The organism is Helicobacter pylori (assembly GCF_014497725.1).
Classification (GTDB): domain Bacteria; phylum Campylobacterota; class Campylobacteria; order Campylobacterales; family Helicobacteraceae; genus Helicobacter; species Helicobacter pylori_DE.
This window is the reverse complement of sequence record NZ_JACTGF010000001.1, coordinates 350,792-375,161: the sequence shown is the minus strand read 5'-3', so window position 1 is coordinate 375,161 and position 24,370 is coordinate 350,792. Positions and strand designations below refer to the sequence as shown.

At 38.4% G+C, this 24,370-nt stretch carries 22 protein-coding genes and 2 pseudogenes; 12 read left to right on the top strand and 12 right to left on the bottom strand.

The features are described 5' to 3' along the window. The first annotated feature begins 13 nt into the window (after window positions 1-13). Window positions 14-1,522, top strand: a complete 1,509-nt coding sequence (gene clsC / locus H7N69_RS01775; protein ID WP_187884610.1) for a cardiolipin synthase ClsC — start codon at window positions 14-16, stop codon at window positions 1,520-1,522. Window positions 1,523-1,527: 5 nt separating this feature from the next. Here the strand turns inward: clsC and H7N69_RS01770 are convergent, their stop codons facing one another. After that, window positions 1,528-2,061, bottom strand: a complete 534-nt coding sequence (locus H7N69_RS01770) for a TIGR00645 family protein (RefSeq protein WP_000890445.1) — start codon at window positions 2,059-2,061, stop codon at window positions 1,528-1,530. 163 nt (window positions 2,062-2,224) lie between these two features. On the opposite strand from H7N69_RS01770, the gene H7N69_RS01765 reads away from it, so the two are divergent. Further along, the gene (locus H7N69_RS01765; RefSeq protein WP_187884609.1) at window positions 2,225-3,937 is read left to right on the top strand and encodes a DUF262 domain-containing protein; all 1,713 of its coding nucleotides are present in this window, start codon (window positions 2,225-2,227) and stop codon (window positions 3,935-3,937) included. A 376-nt stretch (window positions 3,938-4,313) separates the two neighbouring features. On the opposite strand, the gene H7N69_RS01760 is transcribed toward H7N69_RS01765, so the two are convergent. From H7N69_RS01760 to H7N69_RS01740, 5 genes are read right to left on the bottom strand one after another with little or no spacing between them, the layout of a single operon-like run. Further along, on the bottom strand, window positions 4,314-5,120 hold the full coding sequence (locus H7N69_RS01760) for an SPOR domain-containing protein (RefSeq protein WP_187884608.1): 807 nt from the start codon (window positions 5,118-5,120) through the stop codon (window positions 4,314-4,316). A gap of 22 nt (window positions 5,121-5,142) precedes the next feature. Next, window positions 5,143-5,685: a DUF1882 domain-containing protein gene (locus H7N69_RS01755; RefSeq protein ID WP_024368853.1), complete on the bottom strand. Its 543-nt coding sequence runs from the start codon at window positions 5,683-5,685 to the stop codon at window positions 5,143-5,145. Window positions 5,686-5,694: 9 nt separating this feature from the next. Then, a complete protein-coding gene (locus tag H7N69_RS01750; protein ID WP_187884607.1) occupies window positions 5,695-6,945 on the bottom strand; it encodes a serine hydroxymethyltransferase in 1,251 nt (416 codons plus the stop codon). Further along, window positions 6,945-8,450 (bottom strand): lysine--tRNA ligase, encoded by a 1,506-nt coding sequence (lysS, locus tag H7N69_RS01745; protein WP_187884606.1) that lies wholly within the window; start codon window positions 8,448-8,450, stop codon window positions 6,945-6,947. The genes H7N69_RS01750 and lysS overlap by 1 nt, the downstream gene beginning before the upstream one ends. Before the next feature lie 9 nt (window positions 8,451-8,459). Next, window positions 8,460-9,170 (bottom strand): CvpA family protein, encoded by a 711-nt coding sequence (locus tag H7N69_RS01740; protein WP_187884605.1) that lies wholly within the window; start codon window positions 9,168-9,170, stop codon window positions 8,460-8,462. 236 nt (window positions 9,171-9,406) lie between these two features. On the opposite strand from H7N69_RS01740, the gene H7N69_RS01735 reads away from it, so the two are divergent. From H7N69_RS01735 to pseI, 3 genes are read left to right on the top strand one after another with little or no spacing between them, the layout of a single operon-like run. After that, complete coding sequence (locus H7N69_RS01735) at window positions 9,407-10,684, top strand: apolipoprotein N-acyltransferase (RefSeq protein WP_187884604.1); 1,278 nt, start codon at window positions 9,407-9,409, stop codon at window positions 10,682-10,684. Continuing rightward, window positions 10,681-11,322, top strand: a complete 642-nt coding sequence (locus tag H7N69_RS01730; RefSeq protein WP_108339871.1) for an ABC transporter ATP-binding protein — start codon at window positions 10,681-10,683, stop codon at window positions 11,320-11,322. The genes H7N69_RS01735 and H7N69_RS01730 overlap by 4 nt, the downstream gene beginning before the upstream one ends. Window positions 11,323-11,324: 2 nt before the next feature. Then, entirely contained in the window at window positions 11,325-12,347 is a 1,023-nt protein-coding gene (gene pseI / locus H7N69_RS01725) for a pseudaminic acid synthase (RefSeq protein WP_187884603.1), read from the top strand. 73 nt (window positions 12,348-12,420) lie between these two features. Here pseI and H7N69_RS01720 read toward each other — a convergent pair whose 3' ends face one another. From H7N69_RS01720 to cbf2, 6 genes and pseudogenes are all read right to left on the bottom strand, one after another. After that, complete coding sequence (locus H7N69_RS01720) at window positions 12,421-13,644, bottom strand: LlaJI family restriction endonuclease (protein ID WP_187884602.1); 1,224 nt, start codon at window positions 13,642-13,644, stop codon at window positions 12,421-12,423. Next, window positions 13,637-14,983, bottom strand: a complete 1,347-nt coding sequence (locus tag H7N69_RS01715; protein ID WP_187884601.1) for an McrB family protein — start codon at window positions 14,981-14,983, stop codon at window positions 13,637-13,639. The genes H7N69_RS01720 and H7N69_RS01715 overlap by 8 nt, the downstream gene beginning before the upstream one ends. Further along, window positions 14,958-15,262: pseudogene (locus tag H7N69_RS01710) on the bottom strand (hypothetical protein); the annotation flags it as partial. The pseudogene H7N69_RS01710 and the gene H7N69_RS01715, both read right to left, overlap by 26 nt. Window positions 15,263-15,523: 261 nt before the next feature. Then, entirely contained in the window at window positions 15,524-16,087 is a 564-nt protein-coding gene (efp, locus tag H7N69_RS01705; RefSeq protein ID WP_187884600.1) for an elongation factor P, read from the bottom strand. Window positions 16,088-16,108: 21 nt separating this feature from the next. Next, complete coding sequence (locus tag H7N69_RS01700) at window positions 16,109-17,032, bottom strand: class II fructose-bisphosphate aldolase (RefSeq protein ID WP_000960457.1); 924 nt, start codon at window positions 17,030-17,032, stop codon at window positions 16,109-16,111. A gap of 16 nt (window positions 17,033-17,048) precedes the next feature. Next, window positions 17,049-17,948, bottom strand: a complete 900-nt coding sequence (gene cbf2 / locus H7N69_RS01695) for a peptidylprolyl isomerase CBF2 (protein ID WP_187884599.1) — start codon at window positions 17,946-17,948, stop codon at window positions 17,049-17,051. Window positions 17,949-18,095: 147 nt separating this feature from the next. Here cbf2 and H7N69_RS07840 point away from each other — a divergent pair. The 7 genes and pseudogenes from H7N69_RS07840 to H7N69_RS01665 all read left to right on the top strand — a co-directional run bounded on the left by H7N69_RS07840 (window position 18,096) and on the right by H7N69_RS01665 (window position 24,339). Beyond that, window positions 18,096-18,317: pseudogene (locus H7N69_RS07840) on the top strand (hypothetical protein). 106 nt (window positions 18,318-18,423) lie between these two features. Further along, the gene (locus H7N69_RS01690) at window positions 18,424-19,152 is read left to right on the top strand and encodes an EI24 domain-containing protein (RefSeq protein ID WP_033585059.1); all 729 of its coding nucleotides are present in this window, start codon (window positions 18,424-18,426) and stop codon (window positions 19,150-19,152) included. Beyond that, window positions 19,146-19,913, top strand: coding sequence for a flagellar biosynthetic protein FliR (fliR, locus tag H7N69_RS01685; protein WP_000883706.1), 768 nt, complete (start codon window positions 19,146-19,148; stop codon window positions 19,911-19,913). The genes H7N69_RS01690 and fliR overlap by 7 nt, the downstream gene beginning before the upstream one ends. Before the next feature lie 9 nt (window positions 19,914-19,922). Then, a complete protein-coding gene (locus H7N69_RS01680; protein WP_187884598.1) occupies window positions 19,923-21,098 on the top strand; it encodes a molybdopterin molybdotransferase MoeA in 1,176 nt (391 codons plus the stop codon). A 60-nt stretch (window positions 21,099-21,158) separates the two neighbouring features. Beyond that, complete coding sequence (gene prfB, locus H7N69_RS01675) at window positions 21,159-22,250, top strand: peptide chain release factor 2 (RefSeq protein WP_187884597.1); 1,092 nt, start codon at window positions 21,159-21,161, stop codon at window positions 22,248-22,250. A 74-nt stretch (window positions 22,251-22,324) separates the two neighbouring features. Then, window positions 22,325-23,056, top strand: coding sequence for a protein phosphatase CheZ (gene cheZ / locus H7N69_RS01670; RefSeq protein WP_000190000.1), 732 nt, complete (start codon window positions 22,325-22,327; stop codon window positions 23,054-23,056). Window positions 23,057-23,058: 2 nt separating this feature from the next. Further along, window positions 23,059-24,339, top strand: coding sequence for a peptidase U32 family protein (locus H7N69_RS01665; RefSeq protein ID WP_187884596.1), 1,281 nt, complete (start codon window positions 23,059-23,061; stop codon window positions 24,337-24,339). Window positions 24,340-24,370: the final 31 nt, after the last annotated feature.

Genomic DNA, 24,370 nt, shown 5'->3' with positions numbered 1-24,370 from the left:
TAGTGGGTCGTTTTTGAAAATCTTTTTAGTTTTTTTAAGCGTCTTTTTTTTTAATGGGTGCTTTGGGTTAGTCTATAAGACTCCCATTTCAAGCCCCCCTATCTCTTATGATCCCTACACTACCACCGTTGGGAGCTTGTATGCTAAAAATTTGAAAGAAAACCCTAACCATAGTGCAGCCATTCTTTTAGAAGACGGCTTTGACGCTTTGTTGCACAGAGTGGGTCTTATTAGAATGAGCCAAAAAAGCATTGACATGCAAACTTATATTTATAAGAACGATCTTTCCTCTCAAGTGATCGCTAAAGAACTTTTAAATGCGGCCAATCGTGGGGTGAAAGTGCGCATCCTTTTAGATGACAACGGGTTAGATTCAGATTTTTCAGATATTATGCTTTTAAATTTCCATAAAAACATTGAAGTGAAAATTTTTAACCCCTACTATATCCGCAATAAAGGCTTGCGTTATTTTGAAATGCTTGCGGATTATGAGCGCATCAAAAAACGCATGCACAACAAGCTTTTCATCGTGGATAATTTCGCTGTCATTATAGGGGGGCGCAATATTGGGGACAATTATTTTGATAACGATTTAGACACGAATTTTTTAGATTTAGACGCTTTGTTTTTTGGGGGGGTTGCTTCAAAGGCCAAAGAAAGCTTTGAACGCTATTGGAGATTCCACCGCTCTATCCCTGTTTCATTACTAAGAACCCATAAAAGACTCAAAAACAACGCTAAAGAAATCGCTAAACTCCATGAAAAAATCCCTATCAGCGCTGAAGACAAAAACCAGTTTGAAAAAAAAGTCAATGATTTTATAGAACGCTTCCAAAAATACCAATACCCCATTTATTATGGGAATGCCATTTTTTTAGCCGATTCACCCAAAAAAATTGACACGCCCTTGTATTCGCCCATCAAAATCGCTTTTGAGAAAGCCCTTAAAAACGCCAAAGACTCCGTTTTTATCGCTTCATCGTATTTTATTCCAGGCAAAAAGATGATGAAAATCTTTAAAAATCAAATTTCTAAGGGGATTGAATTGAATATTCTTACCAATTCCCTTTCATCTACTGATGCGATAGTGGTCTATGGGGCGTGGGAAAGGTATCGCAACCAATTAGTGCGAATGGGCGCGAATGTCTATGAAATACGAAACGATTTTTTCAACCGCCAGATTAAAGGGCGCTTTAGCACCAAACATTCCTTGCATGGCAAGACGATTGTTTTTGATGACAATTTAACGCTTCTAGGGAGTTTCAATATTGATCCGCGCTCTGCATACATCAACACTGAAAGCGCGGTTTTGTTTGACAACCCGTCTTTTGCTAAAAGGGTGCGTTTGTCGCTTAAAGATCATGCCCAACAATCATGGCATCTGGTGGTGTATCGGCATAGAGTGATTTGGGAAGCTACAGAAGAAGGCATCTTAATCCATGAAAAAAACTCGCCTGATACCTCTTTCTTTTTGCGTTTGATTAAAGAATGGTCTAAAGTCCTTCCTGAAAGAGAGCTTTAAAACTTTTAATGCCCTTTATTTTGCGAAAAAGCGATGTTATTGGTAACAGCGGCTAAAAGCGCTGAACACACAAACACTAAATGGATCACCACTTGCCAAAAAATGGGGTTATGCGATAGGGGCGTGTCCTTAGGAATACTAGATAAAACATCTTCTAAACTCATGTAGCGTTTGAGCAAAAAGATTGCCGAAATGGCTACAATGGAGAGTGAAACCTTTAATTTTAAAGCGTTAAAATCCGTGTGCTTTAGCCAAGTGATTTCACTGGCATCCACCTTATCTAATTTAGAAACAAAGCTTTCATAACTGGCGAGCAACACCATTAAAACAAGCCCGGCCATAAACAACAAATCCACTAATCCTAAGGCTGATAAAACCAAATCCGTTTCGCTGATCGTGTCTAGGTGGCTTAGCATGTGCCACAACTCTTTCATGAACACATAGCCTAAAACCACCAGCACTAACGACATGGCAATGCATAAAGGGGCTAGCAACCAACGAGTGGCAAACAACACTCTTTCAATCAATTTTTCTAACATGTTCAAACTCTTTTTTAAGGATTATATCTTTTTAAACCCTTGATTATAGCTAATAAAACGCCCCGAGTGGCTAACAGAACGCCTTGATGGAGTGGAATCTCAAGCCATTCTTATGGTATTTATGGTATAAATTTGACTACTGCATGCAACAAAGGAGAACTGAGTGAAAACCACTATAAAAGAGATCTTTCAAGAGGAAGGATACAGCATCCCCAACTATCAGAGGGATTACGCTTGGAAGGATAAGAATTTTAGGGATCTGTGGGAAGACCTAGAAGAAGCGATAGATTACAACAAAAAGGGTCAGGGGCATTTTATAGGCACCATGGTTGTCGCCAAGAATGAAGACAACGAAAAATTGTATGACATCATTGACGGCCAGCAACGAACGACCACCATCTTCATGCTCTTGCATGTCTTGGCGAACAAGCAAAATGAGGAAGACAGGCGAGAGACAAAAATAAAATATTTATACCAAAAGGAGGAATTAAAATTAGAAGTCGCTCCCGAAAACCAAAGCTTCTTCAAAGCGCTCTTGGAAGCGGCAGAAAAGGGGAATATCAGCCATTGTGAAAAAGATGCAGACACCGAGGGTAAGCAAAATCTCTTTGAGGTTTTGAAGGCCATCTTGGATCAAGTCAGCAAATTGAATAAAGAAGAAGTGAATAAGCGTTTGGAGGCGCTGTTGGAAATGGTTTTGATGCGGCTTGAAGAGCCCGATCCTGGAAGAGCTATCAGAACCTTTCAGAGCGTGAATGATAGAGGCGTGCCTCTCCTCTTGCTAGACAAACTAAAATCCCTCCTCATCTATTACTCCAACACTTTTTGCGATGGGAAAAAGGGGTTAGACCAATTCATCAACGATCATTTTGGAGAAATTTTTAAGATCTTTGCCAAGATCAAAAAAAGCAACCACATCTCCAGCGTTGGAGGCTCAGACTTTAATGAAGGCGACATCTTCCGCTACCACGCAGGGAGCCAAAGATTTGATGGGATCGAGTTTTTTGGGAACTACGATACAGGCACAGAATACACCTACGAACAACTCAAGGATAAGTTAAAAAAAGTTGAAAAAAACAAGTTGGAAAATTTCATCCAATCCTATGTCAGCGATTTGAAAAATTTCTATCAGGCTTTCCTTGATCTATTGAGCGAGATTGACACCAACCCAACCACCTTTAAAGTCATGCTCATCAACACGATCAACCCGCTTTTTTTCAATTCGCTCATCCGCCTGAAAATCAACAACGAGCTAGACGATGAAACGCTGAGACTCTTTGCCAAAACCAATATTTTGCTTTTCAAAGTTGGAAGAGAGATGAGATCAGTGGCCTACAACTTGATTAATGCGTATCTTCAAAAGGGCAAAGAGGGATTGAAAAGCAAGATGATCGCTCAATGCAAAAAAGATATTGATATAGAGCAGGCTTCTTGGAATCTTGTAAATAACGCATCCAACTCATCATGCTTCCACTATGTCTTCTTTGAAAAGAACTGCCAGGAGATGGGTTTTGCCGATCTCAAAAAATTGATCCGAGGGAAGCAACTCTCCCAAGAAAAAGAGCACATCATCCCCATCAATTTATTAAAATCGGATAATGAAATTGAGATCCAAAAACTTGGTTTTGAAGACAAGGAAGATCTTAGAGCTTATATTAACAAATACGGCAATCTCATCTCCCTGGAAAAATCGCTCAATCTTAAGGCAAGCGATAGGGATCTGTATGAAAAAGATGAAATCTACAAAAGTAGTGAGATCCCTTTCAATAGGCGCTTTGACACGAAGAACTTCAATAAAGAAGCCTTGAAAAAAAGGAATGATGAAATGCGAGATTGGCTGATCAACACCTTTTTTAAGGATTTCATCGCCCACTAGGGATTAAAGAAGCGTGAGCGCGCTTGCTCTCTGGCTTCTAGCCCCACCACCCATAAGGCTAGTTTCAAACCGCTCTCTTCTTGGAGAGTTAGGGGGTTATCAAACAACAAACAATAATTTCATAAGTTTTAAACGCCCCCATAGTTTTCAAACAACAAACAAATGTCTTTAGCGAATGAATGCTCTTTAAGACTGAATTCAAACGCAAGAATTATCTGAATTCCTCAAAGACCAAATAGGTATATTGATTAAAAAATCCGCTTATCTTGACTCTTTTGTTAAAATTATGCGAGGAGTAAGTTGCCCGTTTTAATGCTTGGGCAATCCGCTAAAAACTGCCCAAGAAAAAGAATAAGAATTTCTAGCTAAAAAACCCCTAGCGCGCTTCTATGACAACCGGTTTAGTCATCTTTTTGCTGACTTCATCAGCATGCATTAAGGCTTCTTGTTTGCTCTTATAAGGGCCTATGAGATAGCGCTTCGTCGCTCCCCTATCTTCAATCTTATGGGGGAATTGGTTAAACGCTTGCAAAAACGCTTTATTGGGCGTGTGCGCAAAAACCCCCACTTGCAAATAATGCCCTTTAGTGGTTTTAGAATTGGCTTTTTTAGGAACTTCTTTATGGGCTTCTTTTTTGGCTTTTGGCTCTTTTTTAGCCGCATGCTTAGCTTTATCTTTATGAGCTTCCTTATCTTTAGGGGTTGCTTTAGGCTTTTTATGGGGGGTTTCTTTTTTAGCCACAGCTTGAGATTCTTTTTGAGCACTCACAGGAGTGTGCTCAACAGCTTTTAATTCTTTTTTAGCTTCTTGCGTTTCTTCTGTTGTTTTCATCTCCGTTTGAGTTTGATTGGTTTGGGTGGGCATTTTAAACGCATCGCTTTCTTGCTTTTTAACATTATCCGCCACTTTGTCCAGATCGCTTTCTTGTTTGGAAGGGTCCAAATTCAAGTTTTCAAACGCATCGTCTTTTTTCTCGTCTTTAGTGTTGCCTATTTTTTGCATGCCGCTATCGGTTTGTAAAAAAGTCTCTTTAGGAGCGACTCTCGTGCTTTTCCAAAACACCATTAAAAGCACCGCTAAAACAATAACGGCTATAGCCACGATCAAAAACACCTTTTTAGTGCCGCCCCCATTATTTTCTTCTTCTAAGATCACTTCATTCAGTCTTTCTTTTTCTGACATCAAAAATCCTTTCAAAAAATGGTTATAAATGCTTCGCCCAAGAGCTCCCGCGCTCTTTTGCAAACACTTCATAAGGTAAAGCTAAAATATTAAATTCCTTAGGCCATTCATTGCTAGGGAAAACCCTCCATTCTTTAGGCAACCCTTGTGCTAATTTCATAGACAAAGTTTTAACCAACCTTTCGCCCTCGCCCAATTCCGTATGCCCCTTATGCACATACAAATGCAAATGCCCTGGCGTTTTCGTGTTATAAGCGGTAAAATTCATAAAACCCTCTTCACGAAGCAATAACTGCGCCTTATGATAAAAACGCTCTGGGTTCCTCCCGTTATAATCAAACACGATGTTTTCCACCTTATCGTTACGCAAAATAAGGTTGTGCGCGATTTCTATTTCCCTTTTCAAATGCTTTTGAATGAGCGAGCTTGTGAGCATGGCATTCACTCTTTGGAATTTATTATAATAACAACGACCCGCATAATCCATTCTCTCCCCCAAGCCTGGTTTTTTTTCAAAATAATGGCTTGTGTCTATTTTAATGAGCTTTAATTCCATTTCCGTCATCATGCTTCCTTAAAAAATAGGTTGGTGGTACACAGGGAATTGATTGGCCATGGCCTTCAATTCTTCTTTCACATGCAATTGCAAACTAACATTATTAATATCATTCAAAATATCTGATATTTTATTCCCTATGATTTCAAATTCCTTAGCTCCCATGCCTCTTGCGCTCAATGCCGCTGAGCCAATCCTTATCCCACTCGTTACAAAAGGGCTGCGCGTTTCGCCAGGAATGGTGTTTTTATTCACGGTGATCCCGGCATTCCCTAAGGCAATATCAGCGTCTTTTCCGCTATAAGGCTTATCTAAGAAATCCATTAAAAGCAAATGGTTAGAAGTGCCACCGCTCACTAACTTATGGTTTTTTTCTTTTAACGCTTTAGCCAAAACTTGCATGTTAGATTTCACTAATTTCGCGTAAGCTTTAAACTCTGGTTTTAAATTCTCTTTAAACCCCACCGCCTTAGCAGCGATCGCATGCATCAAAGGCCCGCCTTGAGTCCCTGGAAAAATCGCTTTGTCAATCTTATCCGCTATCTCTTCGTCATTGGTTAAAATAAGCCCCCCTCTAGGCCCTCTTAAGGTCTTATGAGTGGTGCTTGAAACCACATGGCAATGCGGGAAAGGATGGGCATGCTCATCAGCGACTACAAGCCCTGCCACATGAGCTATATCGCCTAGTAATAACGCCCCCACTTCATCAGCGATTTCCCTAAATTTCTTAAAATCAATCTCCCTTGGATAGGCTGAAAACCCGCACACAATGATTTGTGGCTTAACGCTTTGAGCGATTCTTAGCGCCTCTTCATAATCAATATAGCCATCCAAACCCACGCCATAAGAAAAGCTCTGGTAATGCTTGCCGGTTAAACTCACTTTAGCGCCATGCGTTAAATGCCCTCCACAGCTTAAATCCATACCTAAAATCTTATCATAAGGCTTTAAAAGGGCGTGATAGACAGCGTTATTGGCTTGCGAGCCTGAATGCGCTTGCACGTTAGCAAACTGGCAATTAAAAAGCTTTTTAGCCCTTTCTATGGCCAGGCTTTCTACTTTATCCACCACTTCACAGCCTCCATAATAGCGTTTGTTAGGATAGCCTTCAGCGTATTTATTCGTTAAAATACTCCCCATAGCCTCCATGACGCTAGCAAAAGTGTAATTCTCGCTCGCTATCATTTCTAAATGCTCGTTTTGGCGCTTAAACTCTTCAAAGATCAACTCAAAAATTTCACTATCGCTTTGTTCTAAAAAATACGCCATTATTCTTCACTCTCCACATTAAAATCGTTTTTAACAGGGCGCATCGCTGGGAATAAAATCACATCTTTAATGCTTTTAGCCCCAGTGAGTAACATCACCAATCTGTCAATACCTATGCCTTGCCCTGCAGTGGGGGGCATCCCATGGGCTAGGGCCCACACATAATCTTCATCCATGTATTGGGCTTCTTCATCGCCTTTTTCTTTCTCAGCCACTTGGTTTTTAAAGCGCTCTAGTTGATCTAATGGGTCATTCAATTCGCTAAAGCCGTTAGCGATTTCTTTACCTGCAATAAACAATTCAAACCTGTCAGCAATATTAGGGTTATTATCGTTGCGTCTGGCTAGGGGGCTAATTTCAATAGGGTATTCGGTTACAAAAGTGGGGTTAATGAGCTTATGCTCTACAAAATGATCAAACGCTTCAGCGAGCAATTTGCCATGAGTGAGGTTTGGCTCTACTTTAATGCCCTGCTCTAACAAATAAGCCAAAAGCCTGTCTTCTTTTTCTAAAATGCCCTTACTAATGCCCCCTATTGTTTCCAAAGCGTCCAAATAAGAAATCACGCTCGTTTGGTTGAAATCCACTTCCATATCATTGTAAATGATTTTTGAATCTAAATTTAAAGTCTTTAGCAAGTAGTCAAATAGTCTCTTACTGAGTTCAATCAAATCCTCATAAGTGTGATACGCCCAGTAAAACTCAATCATCGTAAATTCAGGGTTATGGCTGTGATCCATGCCCTCATTCCTGAAATTACGATTGATTTCAAACACCGCCTCAAACCCCCCTACAATCAGGCGTTTAAGGTATAATTCTGGGGCGATTCTCAAATACCTTTCAACTTCTAAAGCGTTATGATAAGTGATGAAAGGCCTTGCGTTCGCCCCACCAGGAATGGGGTGCATCATAGGGGTTTCCACTTCTAAAAACCCTTCCATTTCAAAGAATTTCCGCACGCTAGAGACGATCAAACTGCGCTTTTTAAACACATCTTTAACGCCAGGATTGACGATCAAATCCAAGTAGCGTTGGCGGTAACGCAATTCTATATCGCTCAGTCCATGAAATTTCTCAGGCAAAGGCACGATGGTTTTGCTTAAAATGTGAAATTCTAGGGCATGAATGCTTAATTCACCGGTTTTGGTAGCAAAAGGGAAACCTTTCACCAACACAATATCGCCCACTTCTAAATGCTTTTTCAAGCTTTTAAACTCATCGTTCAATTCATTTTGCGAAACATAAGCTTGTAAAATCGCGCTTTCATCTTCAATTTTAATAAAACATGCCTTACCCATTAAACGCAAAAGCTTGACCCTCCCTACAACGCTCTCGCATTTTTCTTTGTCTTTAGGCTCTTCTAAACCCTTAACATAAGCGTATTTTTCTAAAAAAGCGGCGTTGGTCAGGCTTCGTTTCAAGCCATTTTTATAAGGGTTTTTGCCTTCTTCTCTCAAGCTATTGGCTTTATGGATGCGTTGTTGGATGTATTGGTTAGAAAACATGTGATGCCTTTATAGGGGTTCTTTATTAGATGGGGTTGGGATTGGTGGGGTTTGGTTGGGTTTATTGTGTTTTGGCTCTAGCATGTTTTTAGGCAAATCTTTAGCCTTTTCTTTTAAAGCTTCTACGCCCTTATCCGTAGCCTTATTAAAAGATTCTTTGGCGTTATCAATAGATTCTTTATTTTTAACTTCATCGCTCATTTCTTCAAGGTTGTCTTTAAGGTTTTTCTCCACATGTTTGACGCCATCAAGGCGCATGATCTTACTGGCGATGCTTTTCATGGTGGGGAAAATAGCGCTCTTTTCTTGCAAATAGGCGTTAGCGTCTTTCATTAAATCCATTTTAGAGAGCGCATAAAGGATGAAAGAAAGCACTAAAAAAGTCTTCAAACATGAAAAAATAAACCCCAACGCCTTGTCTATAATGCCTAGACCGCTAAAGACTAACATCTTGCCTAGCAACACTCCAAGAGCTAAAAAAAACACCCAAATGGACGCCAACACCAGTAAAAAACCAATGAGATTGGTCATGGTTTCATTTCTTAAATCATACAAATGCTCTGAAAATAAATTCCCAACAGCCACAGAATAGCGAGACGCCAAATAAACGCCAAGCACAATCCCCAAAGTCCCTGCTATTTCACTCACGAAGCCATGATAAAACCCCCTAATCCCAAAGGCTACCACTACCACAAGTAACGCCAAATCAATATAGTTCAAACCCTAAACCCAAACCTTTCTCTCATTATCTCTATCTCATATAAAGGATAGTCGTAGCGTTTTAAAACAAACACCCATTATTCTTAAATCATGCCAATTCACGCTCTTTAGGCTTGAAATTTGAAAATAATAACACAACTTAAAAAAAACTACCCTTAAAAAAATCAATCTAAAATTCTTAAATTAAAATATAGCTATAATACACTAAAACAATCTCAAGGTTTCAAAATCTAGCCATGCGTCTTATTCTGTTCAATCAAAACGCTTTTTTATTGGCATGCATGTTTGTTTCAAGCGTGTATGCGAACGCTGTTTTGGACGCTTATGCGGTTGAAAACCCCTATATCACTATCATGCTCACAAGTTTGCTAGCCCCTTTAAGCATGCTGGCGTTTTTAAAAACCCCCAGAAACAGCGCTTTTGCTTTGGGGTTTTTCGTGGGGGTGTTATTGTTTTACTGGTGCGCTTTAAGCTTTCGCTACTCGGATTTCACTTATTTATTACCCTTAATCATTGTTTTAGTAGCGTTAGTTTATGGGGTTTTATTTTATTTGTTGCTCTATTTTGAAAACCCCTACTTCAGGCTTTTGAGTTTTTTAGGCTCTAGTTTTATCCACCCTTTTGGATTTGATTGGTTAGTCCCGGATAGCTTTTTTTCTTATAGCGTATTTAGAGTGGATAAGTTATCGCTAGGGCTTGTTTTTTTGGCTTGCGTTTTTTTGAGTGCTAAACCCTTTAAAAAATATAGGATCATAGGGGTTTTATTGTTGCTTGGCGCATTGGATTTTAATGGTTTCAAAACAAGCGATTTAAAAAAGGTTGGAAATATTGAATTAGTTTCTACAAAAACGCCCCAAGATTTGAAATTTGACTCAAACTACCTTAATAATATTGAAAACAACATCCTTAAAGAAATCAAACTCGCTCAAAGCAAGCAAAAAACCTTGATTGTTTTTCCAGAGACCGCCTACCCCATCGCTTTAGAAAACTCCCCCTTTAAAGCCAAACTAGAAGATTTAAGCGATGATATTGCTATTTTAATAGGGACATTGCGGACTCAAGGTTATAACCTTTATAACAGCTCGTTTTTATTTTCTAAAGAGGGCGTTCAGATCGCTGATAAAGTGATCTTAGCCCCCTTTGGCGAGACCATGCCTTTACCTAAGTTTCTTCAAAAACCCCTTGAAAAACTCTTTTTTGGCGAGAGCGCTTATTTATACCGCAACGCTTCTGATTTCAGCGATTTCACATTAAATGATTTTACTTTTCGCCCCCTGATTTGTTATGAAGGCACTTCCAAAGCCGCTTATTCAAACAGCCCTTCAAAAATTTTTATCGTGATGAGCAATAACGCATGGTTTAGCCCAAGCATTGAACCCACCCTACAAAGAACGCTTTTAAAATACTACGCAAGGCGTTATGATAAGATCATCTTGCACAGCGCGAACTTTTCAACTTCTTACATCTTAAGCCCTAGTTTATTAGGCGATATTCTTTTTAGGAAACGATCATGATTAAAGCGATTAATATTTCTCATGCTTTTGAAAAGCCTCTTTATAATGGCGTGGATTTGCACATCAAGCCCAAAGAAAGCCTAGCGATTTTAGGCGTGAGCGGAAGCGGTAAAAGCACGCTTCTAAGCCATTTAGCCACCATGCTAAAACCCAATAGTGGGACGATTAGTTTGTTAGAACACCAGGATATTTATGCCTTAAATTCCAAAAAGCTTTTGGAATTACGGCGCTTAAAAGTGGGCATAATCTTCCAATCGCATTATCTTTTTAAGGGTTTTAGCGCTTTAGAAAACTTGCAAGTCGCTTCCATCCTAGCCAAGCAAGAAATAAATCATTCCCTTTTAGAACAATTAGGCATAGCCCACACCCTAAAACAAGGCGTGGGCGAATTGAGCGGCGGCCAGCAACAACGCTTAAGCATCGCCAGAGTGCTTTCTAAAAAACCCCAAATCATTATCGCTGATGAACCCACCGGGAATTTAGACACCACTAGCGCTAATCAGGTCATCAGCATGCTGCAAAATTACATTACAGAAAACGAAGGGGCGTTAGTCTTAGCCACGCATGATGAGCATTTAGCCTTCACTTGCTCTCAAGTCTATCGCCTAGAAAAAGAATCTTTGATTAAGGAAAAATAAAAATGTTACAACGCCCTAAAATTGTCGCTGAATTGAGCGCTAACCATAACCAGGATTTAAATCTCGCTAAAGAAAGCCTTCATGCCATTAAGGAAAGCGGTGCGGATTTTGTCAAACTCCAAACCTACACGCCAAGCTGCATGACTTTAAACTCTAAAGAAGATCCTTTCATCATTCAAGGCACTTTATGGGATAAAGAAAATCTGTATGGATTGTATCAAAAGGCTTCTACCCCCCTAGAGTGGCATGCTGAATTGTTTGAGTTGGCTAAAAAGCTTGATTTAGGCATTTTTAGCTCGCCCTTTAGCTCAAAAGCTTTAGAGCTTTTAGAGAGCCTAGATTGCCCCATGTATAAAATCGCTAGTTTTGAAATCATTGATTTGGACTTGATTGAAAAGGCCGCTCGCACACAAAAGCCCATTATCCTTTCTAGCGGTATCGCCACACACGCCGAATTACAAGACGCCATCTCATTGTGCAGAGGAGTGAATAATTTTGACATCACCCTTTTAAAATGCGTGAGCGCTTATCCTAGCAAACTAGAAGACGCTAATTTATTAAGCATGGTTAAATTAGGCGAAACCTTTGGCGTTAAATTTGGCTTGAGCGATCACACGATTGGCTCTCTTTGCCCCATTTTAGCCACCACTTTAGGAGCGAGCATGATAGAAAAGCATTTCATTTTAAACAAATCCTTACAAACCCCAGACAGCGCTTTTAGCATGGATTTTAACGAATTTAAAAGCATGGTTGAAGCCATCAAGCAAAGCGTTTTAGCCTTAGGCGAAGAAGAGCCAAAAATCAATCCAAAGACTTTAGAGGAGCGAAGATTTTTTGCGCGCTCTTTATTCGTCATTAAGGACATTCAAAAAGGCGAAGCATTGACTAGCGATAATATCAAAGCCTTACGCCCCAACCTTGGCTTACACCCTAAATTTTATAAAGAAATTTTAGGCCAAAAGGCGTCAAAATTCTTAAAAGCCAACACCCCTTTAAGCACTGATGATATAGAACGCGCATTGTAGGTTTGTTTTGATTAAAAAATGGGATTTTCAAATTTTGTTTTATGGTTTTAGATTTGATTTTTGATTAAAATTTTTAAAAATTATTTTTAGTTTCTTCAACATTTTTTGCTAGTAACTTTAAAAGATCATTAGATTTCTTATTATAATTTTGCATTAAAAATTTAGTGTCTATTAAAATTCCTTGTATATTTTCATATCGCTTTAGATTGTCTCTCCACTCTCCATTTGCAAAGCCTATATTTTCAAAAATATTACCCAATTTTAGCGGATTGTTAAATCTGTTAAAGGGCATTAAAAAGATATTGTAAACCTCTTTTTTTGTTTCTAGTTTTGCCGCATATTCGCCATAAACAATCTGTTTTATTATTATGGATGCACTATTGGGCAAATCGCTTGCAACTCCACTTATGCCATATTTATAATATTTTGCATCTAATATGTAAATTTTATCGTCAAACAGCATGATGCTATCTGGTTGTAATAAATAATCAGGGTTTTGATTAGAACACCGCAAATTCCATTTTGTTTTAGGAAAATAAACTTCTTTATTTTTTATACCAAATGCTCTGTCTATCATTCTTTCCCAAATAACATAAAAATGATATGTTCCAAATTTAAAATCAGTCTTATCCAAAATATTATCATCTTGTAAAAGAATATTTTTCATGGATTGAAAAAGGATTTTCTTGTCATCATTAAAGGTGTTGTTTAGCTTGTTTTCAAGCAGATAAATGCAATAATTTTTATCAGTGGGTAGGTTAAATTTTGATGGCATAAACGAGCTAAAAACAAAGCCAAGTTTAGAAAACGCTTCATGCACACAATATTTGTTTATAGCTGTTATCAATTCATTTTCGTTTATCATCTTCCTTTTAACTTGAAAACGAGTATAAACAAAAGAGTTTTTATTGTTAAAAGTTTGAATAATAGGTCTATTTTTCTTAATCGTTTTGGAAAAATTTATCCTGCCTTTTGCGTTATTTTCATAATAGCTTTTATTTTCTGCATAATAACCATGCGATAAAAAATATTCTATGACATTTTTATACGCTATGAGTGGAAAATTTGAGTCTATAATCTCATTTTTATTATTTAACAAATTTTCACATGCAATTGTTTTATTGTATTCTAAAATAATAGAAACAAGCTTTTTTACATCTGCTCTAATGTTTTTGTTATCGCTTATATCAAATCCTAGTGGGAAACAAATTTGCAAATCATTATTGATGCTTCTAATACCTACAAAATTGTCGTTCAATTCATTGTCTGTAAAACAGCGTTCTTTTAAATTAAACATTGAATAAAAGTTCTTTTATATCATCACTAAAAACATCAAATTGGGTTCTACCTTTTTCTTTGGTAAAATTCTTTACAACAGCTTCAAGTGTATTAAATTTTATAGTATTAAATATTATATTTCTATCAAATTTAAAGACATCATCCCAAAGGTATTTTATAACTTTATGCGCAAAATTTTCTTTGCTCTTTAGATCATCAATATTTACAAAATAAACGCCAAATCGCTTATCTTCCATAGAACTCAGCCCCTCGTTATTTTGAGCTATTTTTTCATTGATGGTAGTGCAAAATTTTTGCCAAGTTATATCAGTATCTAAAATTTTCATATTTTTAAAATCATCATCAACATTTTCAAAGGAATTTTCAATGAGTTGCATAGAAAATCTACGCTGAAAAGCAGTATCTAGCGTGAATACATTTTGATCGCTCGTATTCATTGTAGCGACTATCCATAAATTTGACGGGATTCTTATACTTGCATTTTTATCGTTATGGACAATATTTGCAATATCCGTATTATTGATAGCATACTCACTAGAGCCTTTTTTAAAGCCATCTTTGTCATGTTTTAGTCTGTCAAGAAGTTGAAAAATTTCTCCAAATATGGCAGGTGCATTACCACGATTTATTTCATCAATCACCAGAACATGTTTAGTTTGTGGGTTATGATACGCTTTTTTAAGGATATTTGTAAAAGGTCCAGGATTAAATTTATAACTAACGATACCGCTATCATCTACACTTGGCATAATCTGTCCCACAAAATCACTATAAGAATAATCAGGGTGGAACACTATCTTTTCTACCACGCTATTATTGCAATAATCTCTTTGCAAAGTATAACTTTTGCCGCTACCAGGAACACCATAAAGGATGATATTTTTTCCCCCATCTATTCTAACGCTTTCATCTATTTTACTATCATCTAAAGGACTCGTTTCATTCTCACTAAAAACCAATAAATGCTTGCTATTATTGATTAAGCCATTTAAAACATTGTATCTTGTGTCAGTGGGTAAAATGATTTCTAATGTGTATTTTTTATAAGACATGTGAGTAAAAAGCAGAATATCATCAACATTTAATTCATAGTTTGATCGGTTTTCTTTTATTTTATCAACTTCTGCCCTGATGATTCTCATAATGCCTCCACCAAATCTGGGATCTGTTGTTAAGAGGATGCTAACTTTATCGTTATAATCAGACAAGATACCACTCATATCTACTTCATCTTGGTTGTTGGCGTTATCAAAAAAATGCTCTAAAATACCTCTTTTAATACTGATTCGTTTATTATGTAATATTTGATTATCAATTTTCCTTAAATAAACTTTCATTTTTCACCTTTTTAAACATCTCATTTTTTACAAACTCTCCCCACTGCTCTGCCATCGCCTTTGCAAACCCTGGAAATGTTTTACTCCTCCAAATTTGACGCTCTTTGGCTGATTTTGTTTTAGTCAGTCCATCGCTATATACCATTTTGCTATTTTTTTACCGCTTTTAAATTCTATAAACTCGCCAGGATCAACGATGTTCGTATATTTTAAGGGTGGTAAGTTTTTAAGCCACAAACAAGTCTTTTTTGATGCACTATCGCCAAAGTGGTAAGGGGGTAAAGTTCTCTCTCTTTTATCTCCCCTAACCCCCAAAAGACTGCTTTTTGAGAGGTTATCCGTTTGATTAAATCAATCTCTTATTTAATCTTAAAAAATGCTTTTGAATATTTTTATTGACGATCAATAAAAAAGTCAATCCATTTTAAATAATTTTTAACCACAGATTTCGCATGCATTTTAAAAAAAGCTCAAATAAGGGGGCTGATAATACCCCCTTATGACAAAAAGGCTGTGTCTAAAAACGCTAAAGAGATAACCTCATTTCACCTTTTCAAGATACTCTTCTGTTTCCGTATTGACTTTAATCACCTCACCCTCTAAAACATGGAAAGGCACTTGCACGACCGCGCCAGTTTCTAAAGTCGCTGGTTTTTTGCTCGCGCTTGAAGTATCGCCCTTAAAATTAGGGGCCGTTTCTACAATCTTTAAAGCCACAACTTGCGGCACATCCACTGAAATCGCCTTGTCATTATGCAATAAAACCTGCACTTGCATGCCGTCTAGCATCCATTTAGAAGCCTCGCCCACTTGAGAGTCGTTCAAAGCGATTTGCTCATAGCTCTCTATATCCATGAATTGGTATGTATCGCCATCATGATAAAGGTATTGCATCGTTTTTTCAACCAGGTCAGGCTCTTCGCACTTATCCCCCGCATGGAAAGTCTTTTCAATCACCTTGCCATCCAAAAACGATTTGATTTTCGCGCGCACAAAAGCCGCACCCTTACCGGGCTTGACATGCTGGTATTCCACGATCCTATAAGGCACACCACCCAATTCAATTTTCAAGCCCTTTTTGAGCTCGCTCATCCCAATTGCCATGTTATATTCTTTCCTTGTTGATTAAATTTTATTAGCGCTGCCCAAAAGTTTCATGCGCTCTTTGACCACATTTTTAAGCGCTAATTGGGCCGGAGAAAAAAACTTCCTCAAATCAAATTGACTCTTATCTTCATTAGCCACCTTGCGCACTTCCGCGATGAAAGCGATCCTTAAATCCGTATCGGTATTGACCTTATTGATCCCCCCTTTTATAGATTCTTGTAGAAATTCAAAAGGCACGCCCTTAGAGCCTTTCAAATCGCCTCCAGCGTCCAAATAAGATTTCCTCACATTATCTGGTATCGCGCTCGCTCCATGCAAAACTAAAGGGATATTAGTGAGTCTTTTGACTTCTTGCAAGCGTTCAAAATCCAATTTTGGCTCACCCTTAAACTTAAACGCTCCATGGCTTGTCCCAATGGCTGGGGCTAAGTAATCCACTTGAGATTCTTTGACAAACCGCTCCGCTTCTTTAGGATTCACTAACACCGCGTCCTTTTCATCCACTGAAATATTGTCTTCAATCCCCATTAAACGCCCCAGCTCCGCTTCCACGCTCACCCCAGCGTTATGCGCCATTTTGACCACTTTAGAAGTCAATTCCAAATTCTCTTCAAACGCATGATGAGACGCATCAATCATCACAGAAGTGAAACCCGCTTTCACGGCTTTTTCACAGCTTTCAAAAGTCGTTCCATGATCTAGGTGTAAGGCTACAGGAATGTGCGGGTAGCGTTCGCACATGATTTTCACCATGCCCACCGCCATATCAATCCCCATGTATTTGATCGCTCCTTCACTCGCTTGAATGAAAAGCGGGGAATTTTCCTCGTTTCCTGCTTCAAAAATAGCGTTTAGCATTTCAAAATTCACGAAATTAAACGCCCCTACCCCATAACCTTCTTTATGGGCTTTCAATAAGATTTCATTGCCTTTAACTAACATGATAACACCTCATCAATTACTTGTTGATAACAATTTTAGCGTGCTTCCTTAGTTCCTCGATTCGTTGATTCATGCGTTCTTGGAAAAGCTTTTCTTGTAACATCCCCTTAATGGTAGGTTTAGCTTGTTCATAAGTATAAGTTACAGGGCTATCTTTAGAAATCAAATAGATAATATGATAACCAAACTCTGTTTTAACAGGGGTTTTAGTGTAATCCCCAGGAGTTAAAGCGAAAGCGGCTTTAGAAAAATCCGGAGCCATTTGGTTCTTTTGGAATTTCCCCAAATCACCGCCATTTTGCGCGTTCTTACTGTTAGGATCAATCGTATCCCGATTGGCTAACTCAATGAATTTGGCTTCTTTTTTAGCCTTTGGCTGTTTGTCAATCTCAGAAATAATCCGTTTAGCCTCATCTTCGGTTTTCACTAAAATATGCCTAGCATGAGCTTCTTGCTTGACAAAAAGCTGATCTTTATTAGCGTTGTAAAAATCCTGCATTTCTTTTTCGGGGATTTGGACTTTTTTCACTTCTTCAGCCTGTTTTTTAGCCCAAAATTCCACTAAAGCCTGTTTTTTAACCGCTTCCATCATCGCTTTAAATTCTGGAGTCTGATTAAGCTTTTCTGCCTTAGCCTCATTTTCTACAAGCGCGGTGCGAATAGCTTGATCAATCAAAGCTTCTTTTTCTTTCTCTTTAAGCTTGTCAAAATCAAAATTAGGATTTCGTTGCTTAATCATGTCAAAATCGCTTTTAGTGATGGGTCTGCCATCCACTGTCGCTAACACGCCTGCTGAAGCATCAGTCGTTTTTTTCGTGTTATGCGTAGCATTATTCGCATTATGAGCCGGCTTAGCCATCAAAAACGACGTGCTCAATGCGCCCACTAACGCTAAATTTAAGATATTTTTTTTCATTGTGTGTTCTCCACTCTAAACTAATTTTCATCATTAAATTCACATTATAGCAAATTTAAAACAAAATCAGCTATCATGATTATAGAAAACTCACATTGAGGGGTAAGAAATGCTTAAAGTTATTCATTCCATTCAAAGTGGGTAAAAATGTTCGCCTCAGATGTTGTAATAATATTGATTATCTTTTTTGGTGTTAGTTTTATTCTTTTTGGAAAGGAAAAGAATGTTAAATTAAGGATTCAAAAATCCTCGATGCAATTATGAATATTATATTCGTAATTATTGTTGTATGCATTCTCTTTCCTTGGTTACCAGGGTTATTATTTTAATATATTTGGTTTTTTAGCATTACATGTTATTCCATATTAAAAACTTCTACACTCCTTTAGTCAATCTCATGTTGATAAGCTTACTATATAAGATTAAGGGACTTTGCGCTTTAATACCCCTTAAAAAGTGAGTTTAAAAAAGGCTTATGGTTTTGTTTCTATCCATTTTTAAAAAAAGTTTTAATGATTTTTTAAGCGCCAGAATGCTTTTAATCAATCTTGGCCCTATCCTTTTGAGCTTGGCGTTTTTTGGAGCTGTTTTTCATTACAATGGCGGAAACGTTGTGAATTATTGCCAAGCTTTATTGCCGCAATCTTTGAATGATTATTCCCATTCTCAAGGCTTTTTCGCTGGTGTGTTCGCATGGGTTTTTAAAGCGTTGGTGTATTTTCTTATTTTTTGGATTGCGATTCTTTTGAGTTTAGTCATCAATGTTTTTGCGTCTATTTTTTACACCCCTTTAGTGGTCTCTTATTTGCACCAAAAATATTATCCCCATGTCGTTTTAGAAGAATTTGGCTCTATCCTTTTTTCTATTAAATATTTTTTAAAAGCGCTCCTTTTTATGCTTTTATTCTTAGCGGTTTTAACGCCCTTTTATTTCATTCCCTTTATAGGAGTCTTTGGGGTCTTTTTTTCCATAATCCCGCATTTTCTTTTTTTCAAAAACACCATGAGCTTGGATATAGCCAGCGCGATTTTTAATCATCAAAGTTATCAAAACCTACTCAAACAACACCGATTAAAGCACTATCGTTTCTCGTTTTTTTGCTATCTTTTTTCCTTAATCCCTTTTTTTAATTTTTTTGCTACTTTATTACAAACCCTAATGCTAACGCACTACTTTTTTATCCTTAAAGAAAAAGAATGCTAGATTTTATTCAAGAACTTAGTACCCCCCATGTTAGGGATTTTTTCTTGTTGTTTTTAAGGGTTAGCGGGGTGTTATCTTTTTTCCCTTTTTTTGAAAACCATTTAGTGCCATTATCGGTACGTGGGGCTTTGAGCTTGTATGTGAGCGCGATTTTTTACCCCACTTTAGAGTTTTCAAACGCCGCTTACACGCCAGAGGGTTTTATCATTGCATGTTTATGCGAGCTGTTTTTAGGGGTGTGCGCATCTATTTTTTTACAAATCGTTTTTGCAAGCTTAGTGTTTGCAACCGATAGTATCAGCTTTTCTATGGGGCTTACGATGGCGAGCGCGTATGATCCCATTTCAGGATCGCAAAAACCCATTGTGGGGCAAGCCCTTTTATTGTTAGCGATTTTAATTTTATTGGATTTATCGTTCCACCATCAAATCATTTTGTTTGTGGATCACAGCTTAAAAGCCGTCCCTTTAGGGCAATTTGTCTTTGAGCCAGCGTTAGCTAAAAACATTGTCAAAGCCTTTTCGCACTTGTTTGTCATAGGGTTTTCTATGGCGTTCCCTATTTTATGCTTGGTGTTATTGAGCGATATTATTTTTGGCATGATCATGAAAACCCACCCTCAGTTCAACCTGCTCGCTATTGGGTTTCCGGTTAAAATTGCGATCGGGTTTGTGGGCATTATTTTAATCGCTTCGGCTATCATGGGGCGTTTTAAAGAAGAAATCAGCCTGGCCTTTAGTGCCATTAGCAAAATCTTTTAAAGGATCAACATGATTAGTTTTAAAGAAGCTCTAAAAATCCATTCTAGCATTCCCCTAAAACCCTTAGAAATAGAGGTTATCTCTTTGTTTGAAAGCGCAGGGCGCATTTTAGCAGAAGATATTATTTGCGTTCACGCTTTGCCTAAATTCAATCAAAGTGCAATGGATGGCTATGGGTTTAAAATGCAGGATTTAGGTAAAAAAACTCAAGTCATTCAGCGCATTTTTGCCGGAGATGATGTGAGCGCTTTAGAAGTTAAAGAAAATGAATGCGTTAAAATCATGACTGGAGCGATGGTGCCAAAGGGAATAGAAACGATTATCCCTATAGAATGCATGCTAGAAAGCCATGAAAATTCCGCTCTAGCCCCCAAAGATTTTAAAATAAACGCCAATATCCGTCAAAAGGGCGAAAACGCTTCTTTAAACAGCGTTTTAGTCCCTAAAAATACCCGTTTGAATTATGGGCATATCGCGCTCATTGCCTCTCAAGGGTTCAAAGAAATCAAAGCGTTTAGGAAATTAAAAATCGCTCTCTTTAGCAGCGGCGATGAATTAGTGCCTTTAGGGCAAAACGCCCTAGAATGCCAAGTTTATGATGTGAATTCAGTGGGTGTTTTTAACATGCTTAAAAACTACAACACGCATTTTCTAGGGGTTTTAAAAGACGATAAAAATTTACAGCTTAAAATACTTGAATTGCAAGACTATGATGTCATCCTTTCAAGCGCGGGGGTGAGCGTGGGGGATAAAGACTTTTTTAAAGACGCCTTGAAAGAAAAAAACGCCCTTTTTTATTACGAAAAAGTCAATCTCAAACCTGGAAAACCGGTAACTTTAGCCCGACTCAATCAAAGCATTATTATAGGCTTACCGGGTAATCCTTTGAGTTGCTTAGTCGTTTTACGAGTTTTGATTCTACCCTTATTGGAGCGGTTATCCTTGAATAAAGATTTTAAACTAAACCCCTTTAAGGCTCAAATCAATACCCCTTTAAAGCTTAGTAACAAACGGACGCATTTGATTTTAGGCAACTATTCAAACAACCAATTCATTCCTTACAACAACAACCGCTATGAATCAGGAGCGATTCAAGCCCTTGCGCAAGTGGATTCTATCGCTCTAATTGATGAAGGAGTGGGATTGGTTCAGGGCGAAATTGAAATTTTAAGGTTTGAAAATTAAAATGGCCTCTAACAATGCTATAATGACAAGTTCAAAACCCCACTCATAAAGGTTCTGTTTGTGGATAACTACACCTATAGCGAATTGTTAAAAAGCCTGCAAAACAAATGCGATAATATCGCTTTAATCATCAAGCCTGAAAAAATCAAACAGGAATTAGAGCGCATTGAAAAAGAGCAAGAAGACCCTAATTTTTGGCAAGATGTCTTAAAGGCTAGAGACACCAATAAAGAGAAAGTGCGCTTGAACCGCTTGCTAGAAACCTATCAAAAAACCAAAAATTCTTTAGATGAAAGCGTGGAATTGTTTGAACTCGCTCAAAACGATAACGATGAGACTACTTTATCCTTACTCTATGAAGAGGCTCCCATTTTAGAACACAGCGTCCAAAAAGTGGAAATTGAAATCATGTTAAGCGGTGAAAATGACGCCTCAAACGCTATTATCACCATTCAGCCTGGAGCGGGGGGGACTGAAAGCCAGGATTGGGCGAGTATTTTGTATCGCATGTATTTGAGGTGGGCAGAAAGAAGGGGCTTTAAAAGCGAGATTTTAGATTATCAAGATGGCGAAGAAGCGGGCATTAAAGGAGTCGCCTTTATCATTAAGGGCGAAAACGCTTATGGCTATTTGAAAAATGAAAACGGGGTGCATAGGCTTGTAAGGATTTCGCCCTTTGATGCGAACGCCAAACGGCACACGAGTTTTGCGAGCGTGCAAATTAGCCCTGAATTGGACGATGATATTGATATAGAAATTGATGAAAAAGATGTCCGCTACGATTATTACAGAGCCAGTGGGGCAGGCGGTCAGCATGTCAATAAAACAGAAAGCGCGGTTAGGATCACGCATTTCCCTACCGGTATTGTGGTGCAATGCCAAAACGACAGGAGCCAGCATAAAAACAAGGCGAGCGCGTTAAAAATGCTTAAATCCAAGCTTTATGAATTGGAATTAGAAAAGCAGCAAAGCAACACCAAAAATGAAGAAAAAAGCGAGATCGGCTGGGGGCATCAAATAAGAAGCTATGTTTTAGCCCCCTACCAGCAAGTCAAAGACGCGCGCTCCAACACCGCTTATAGCAATGTGGAAGCGATATTAGATGGCGATATTGATGCGATTTTAGAGGGCGTTTTGATTGCTAAAGCTTAAGTGCGCTAAAATGACAGCCAATCAATTATGGTTACTATAAAACGCTTTTTAAAACCAATTGGCAAGGAACAACAATGACACAAGAAGAATTAGACGCTTTGATGAATGGTGGCGATTTAGAAAACTTGGAAGCCCTAGAGGCTAAAGAAAAGGCCAAAGAGGAAACTAAAGAAGAGCCTAAAGAGAGTAAAGAGAATTCCGGTTCTAGTGAAAAAATGACCGTCAAAAAAGAAGATGCTGAAAAATACGGCAAGATTAGCCCCAATGAATGGCCTCCCCCTCCCCCCACTGAAGAACATAAGGTCGTGCATCAATTAGACGATGTTACAAGAGATTCTGAAGTGAAAGCCACGCAGATTTTTGATCAATTGGATCTGATCGGGGCTAGTGCTGAAAAGATCGCTAAAATGGTTAAAAAAATCCAAGAACCTTTGCAAAAACACCAAGAAATTTTTGAAAATTTGCATGGTCATTTCCCCCATGTTGAATCTTTTAAAACCGCGCTCAATGAGCAACAAGAAATCCTAAACGCCCTTAAGAGCATTGAAGAAGAGGCCACCAATTGCTCTGATAGCTCCATGCAAGCGATGGATATTATGCAGTTTCAAGACATCCACCGCCAAAAAATTGAGCGAGTGGTTAATGTCATGCGAGCGCTCAGCCAATACATGAATTCGCTTTTTGAGGGCAAAATTGATGATTCTAAGCGCGTGAGTTCAGCGACTTTTATCACCGGCGATGACGACAAAGATTTAGCCAGTGCTGATGATATTGAAGCTTTGATCGCTTCTTTTGGAGCCAAGTAGTTTTGAATCAAGTTGAATTACTCTCTCCAGCCGGTAATTTAAAGAAACTTAAAATCGCTCTCAACTATGGGGCTGATGCGGTTTATGGGGGGGTGAGCCATTTTTCTTTACGCAATCGCGCTAGCAAGGAATTTACTTTAGAGACCTTTAAAGAAGGGATTGACTACGCCCATGCGTTGGATAAAAAAGTCTATGCGACCATCAATGGTTTCCCTTTCAATTCACAGCTCAAACTTTTAGAAGAACATCTTTATAAAATGGCAGAGCTAAAACCAGACGCTTTCATTATCGCTGCACCTGGTGTCATCAAGCTCGCTTCAAAAATCGCCCCGCATATTCCTATCCATTTATCCACGCAAGCGAATGTCTTAAATTTGCTCGATGCGCAAGTGTTTTATGATTTAGGGGTTAAACGCATCGTGTGCGCTAGGGAATTGAGCCTGAATGATGCGATTGAGATTAAAAAAGCCTTACCTAATTTGGAATTAGAAATCTTTGTGCATGGGAGCATGTGCTTTGCCTTTTCAGGGCGTTGCTTGATTTCGGCTTTACAAAAGGGACGCGTGCCTAATAGAGGGAGTTGCGCGAACGATTGCCGGTTTGATTATGAATATTATGTGAAAAACCCTGATAACGGCGTGATGATGAGGTTGGTTGAAGAAGAGGGCGTAGGCACGCATATTTTTAACGCTAAAGACTTGAATCTCTCTAGTCATATCGCTGAAATTTTAAGTTCCAACGCCATTAGCGCGCTTAAGATTGAAGGGCGTACCAAGTCCAGTTACTACGCCGCGCAAACCACGCGCATCTATCGTTTAGCGGTTGATGATTTTTACCATAACACCTTAAAGCCGAGTTTTTATGCTAGCGAATTGAACACGCTTAAAAACAGGGGTTTTACGGACGGTTATTTGATGCGAAGGCCTTTTGAAAGGTTGGACACTCAAAACCACCAAACAGCCATTAGCGAAGGGGATTTTCAAGTCAATGGCGAAATCACAGAAGACGGGCGTTTTTTTGCATGCAAATTCACCACCACCACTAACATAGCTTATGAAATCATCGCCCCCAAAAATGCGGCTATCACGCCCATAGTCAATGAAATTGGCAAGATCTATACCTTTGACAAACGCTCTTATTTAGTGCTGTATAAAATCCTTTTAGAAAATAACACCGAGTTAGAAACCATCCATAGCGGGAATGTGAATTTGGTGCGATTGCCCGCACCCTTACCGGCTTTTAGTTTTTTACGCACCCAAGTAGAGTCTAAAAATGGCGTTTAGAGATTAGGTGTTATAAACGATTAAGAGAAAC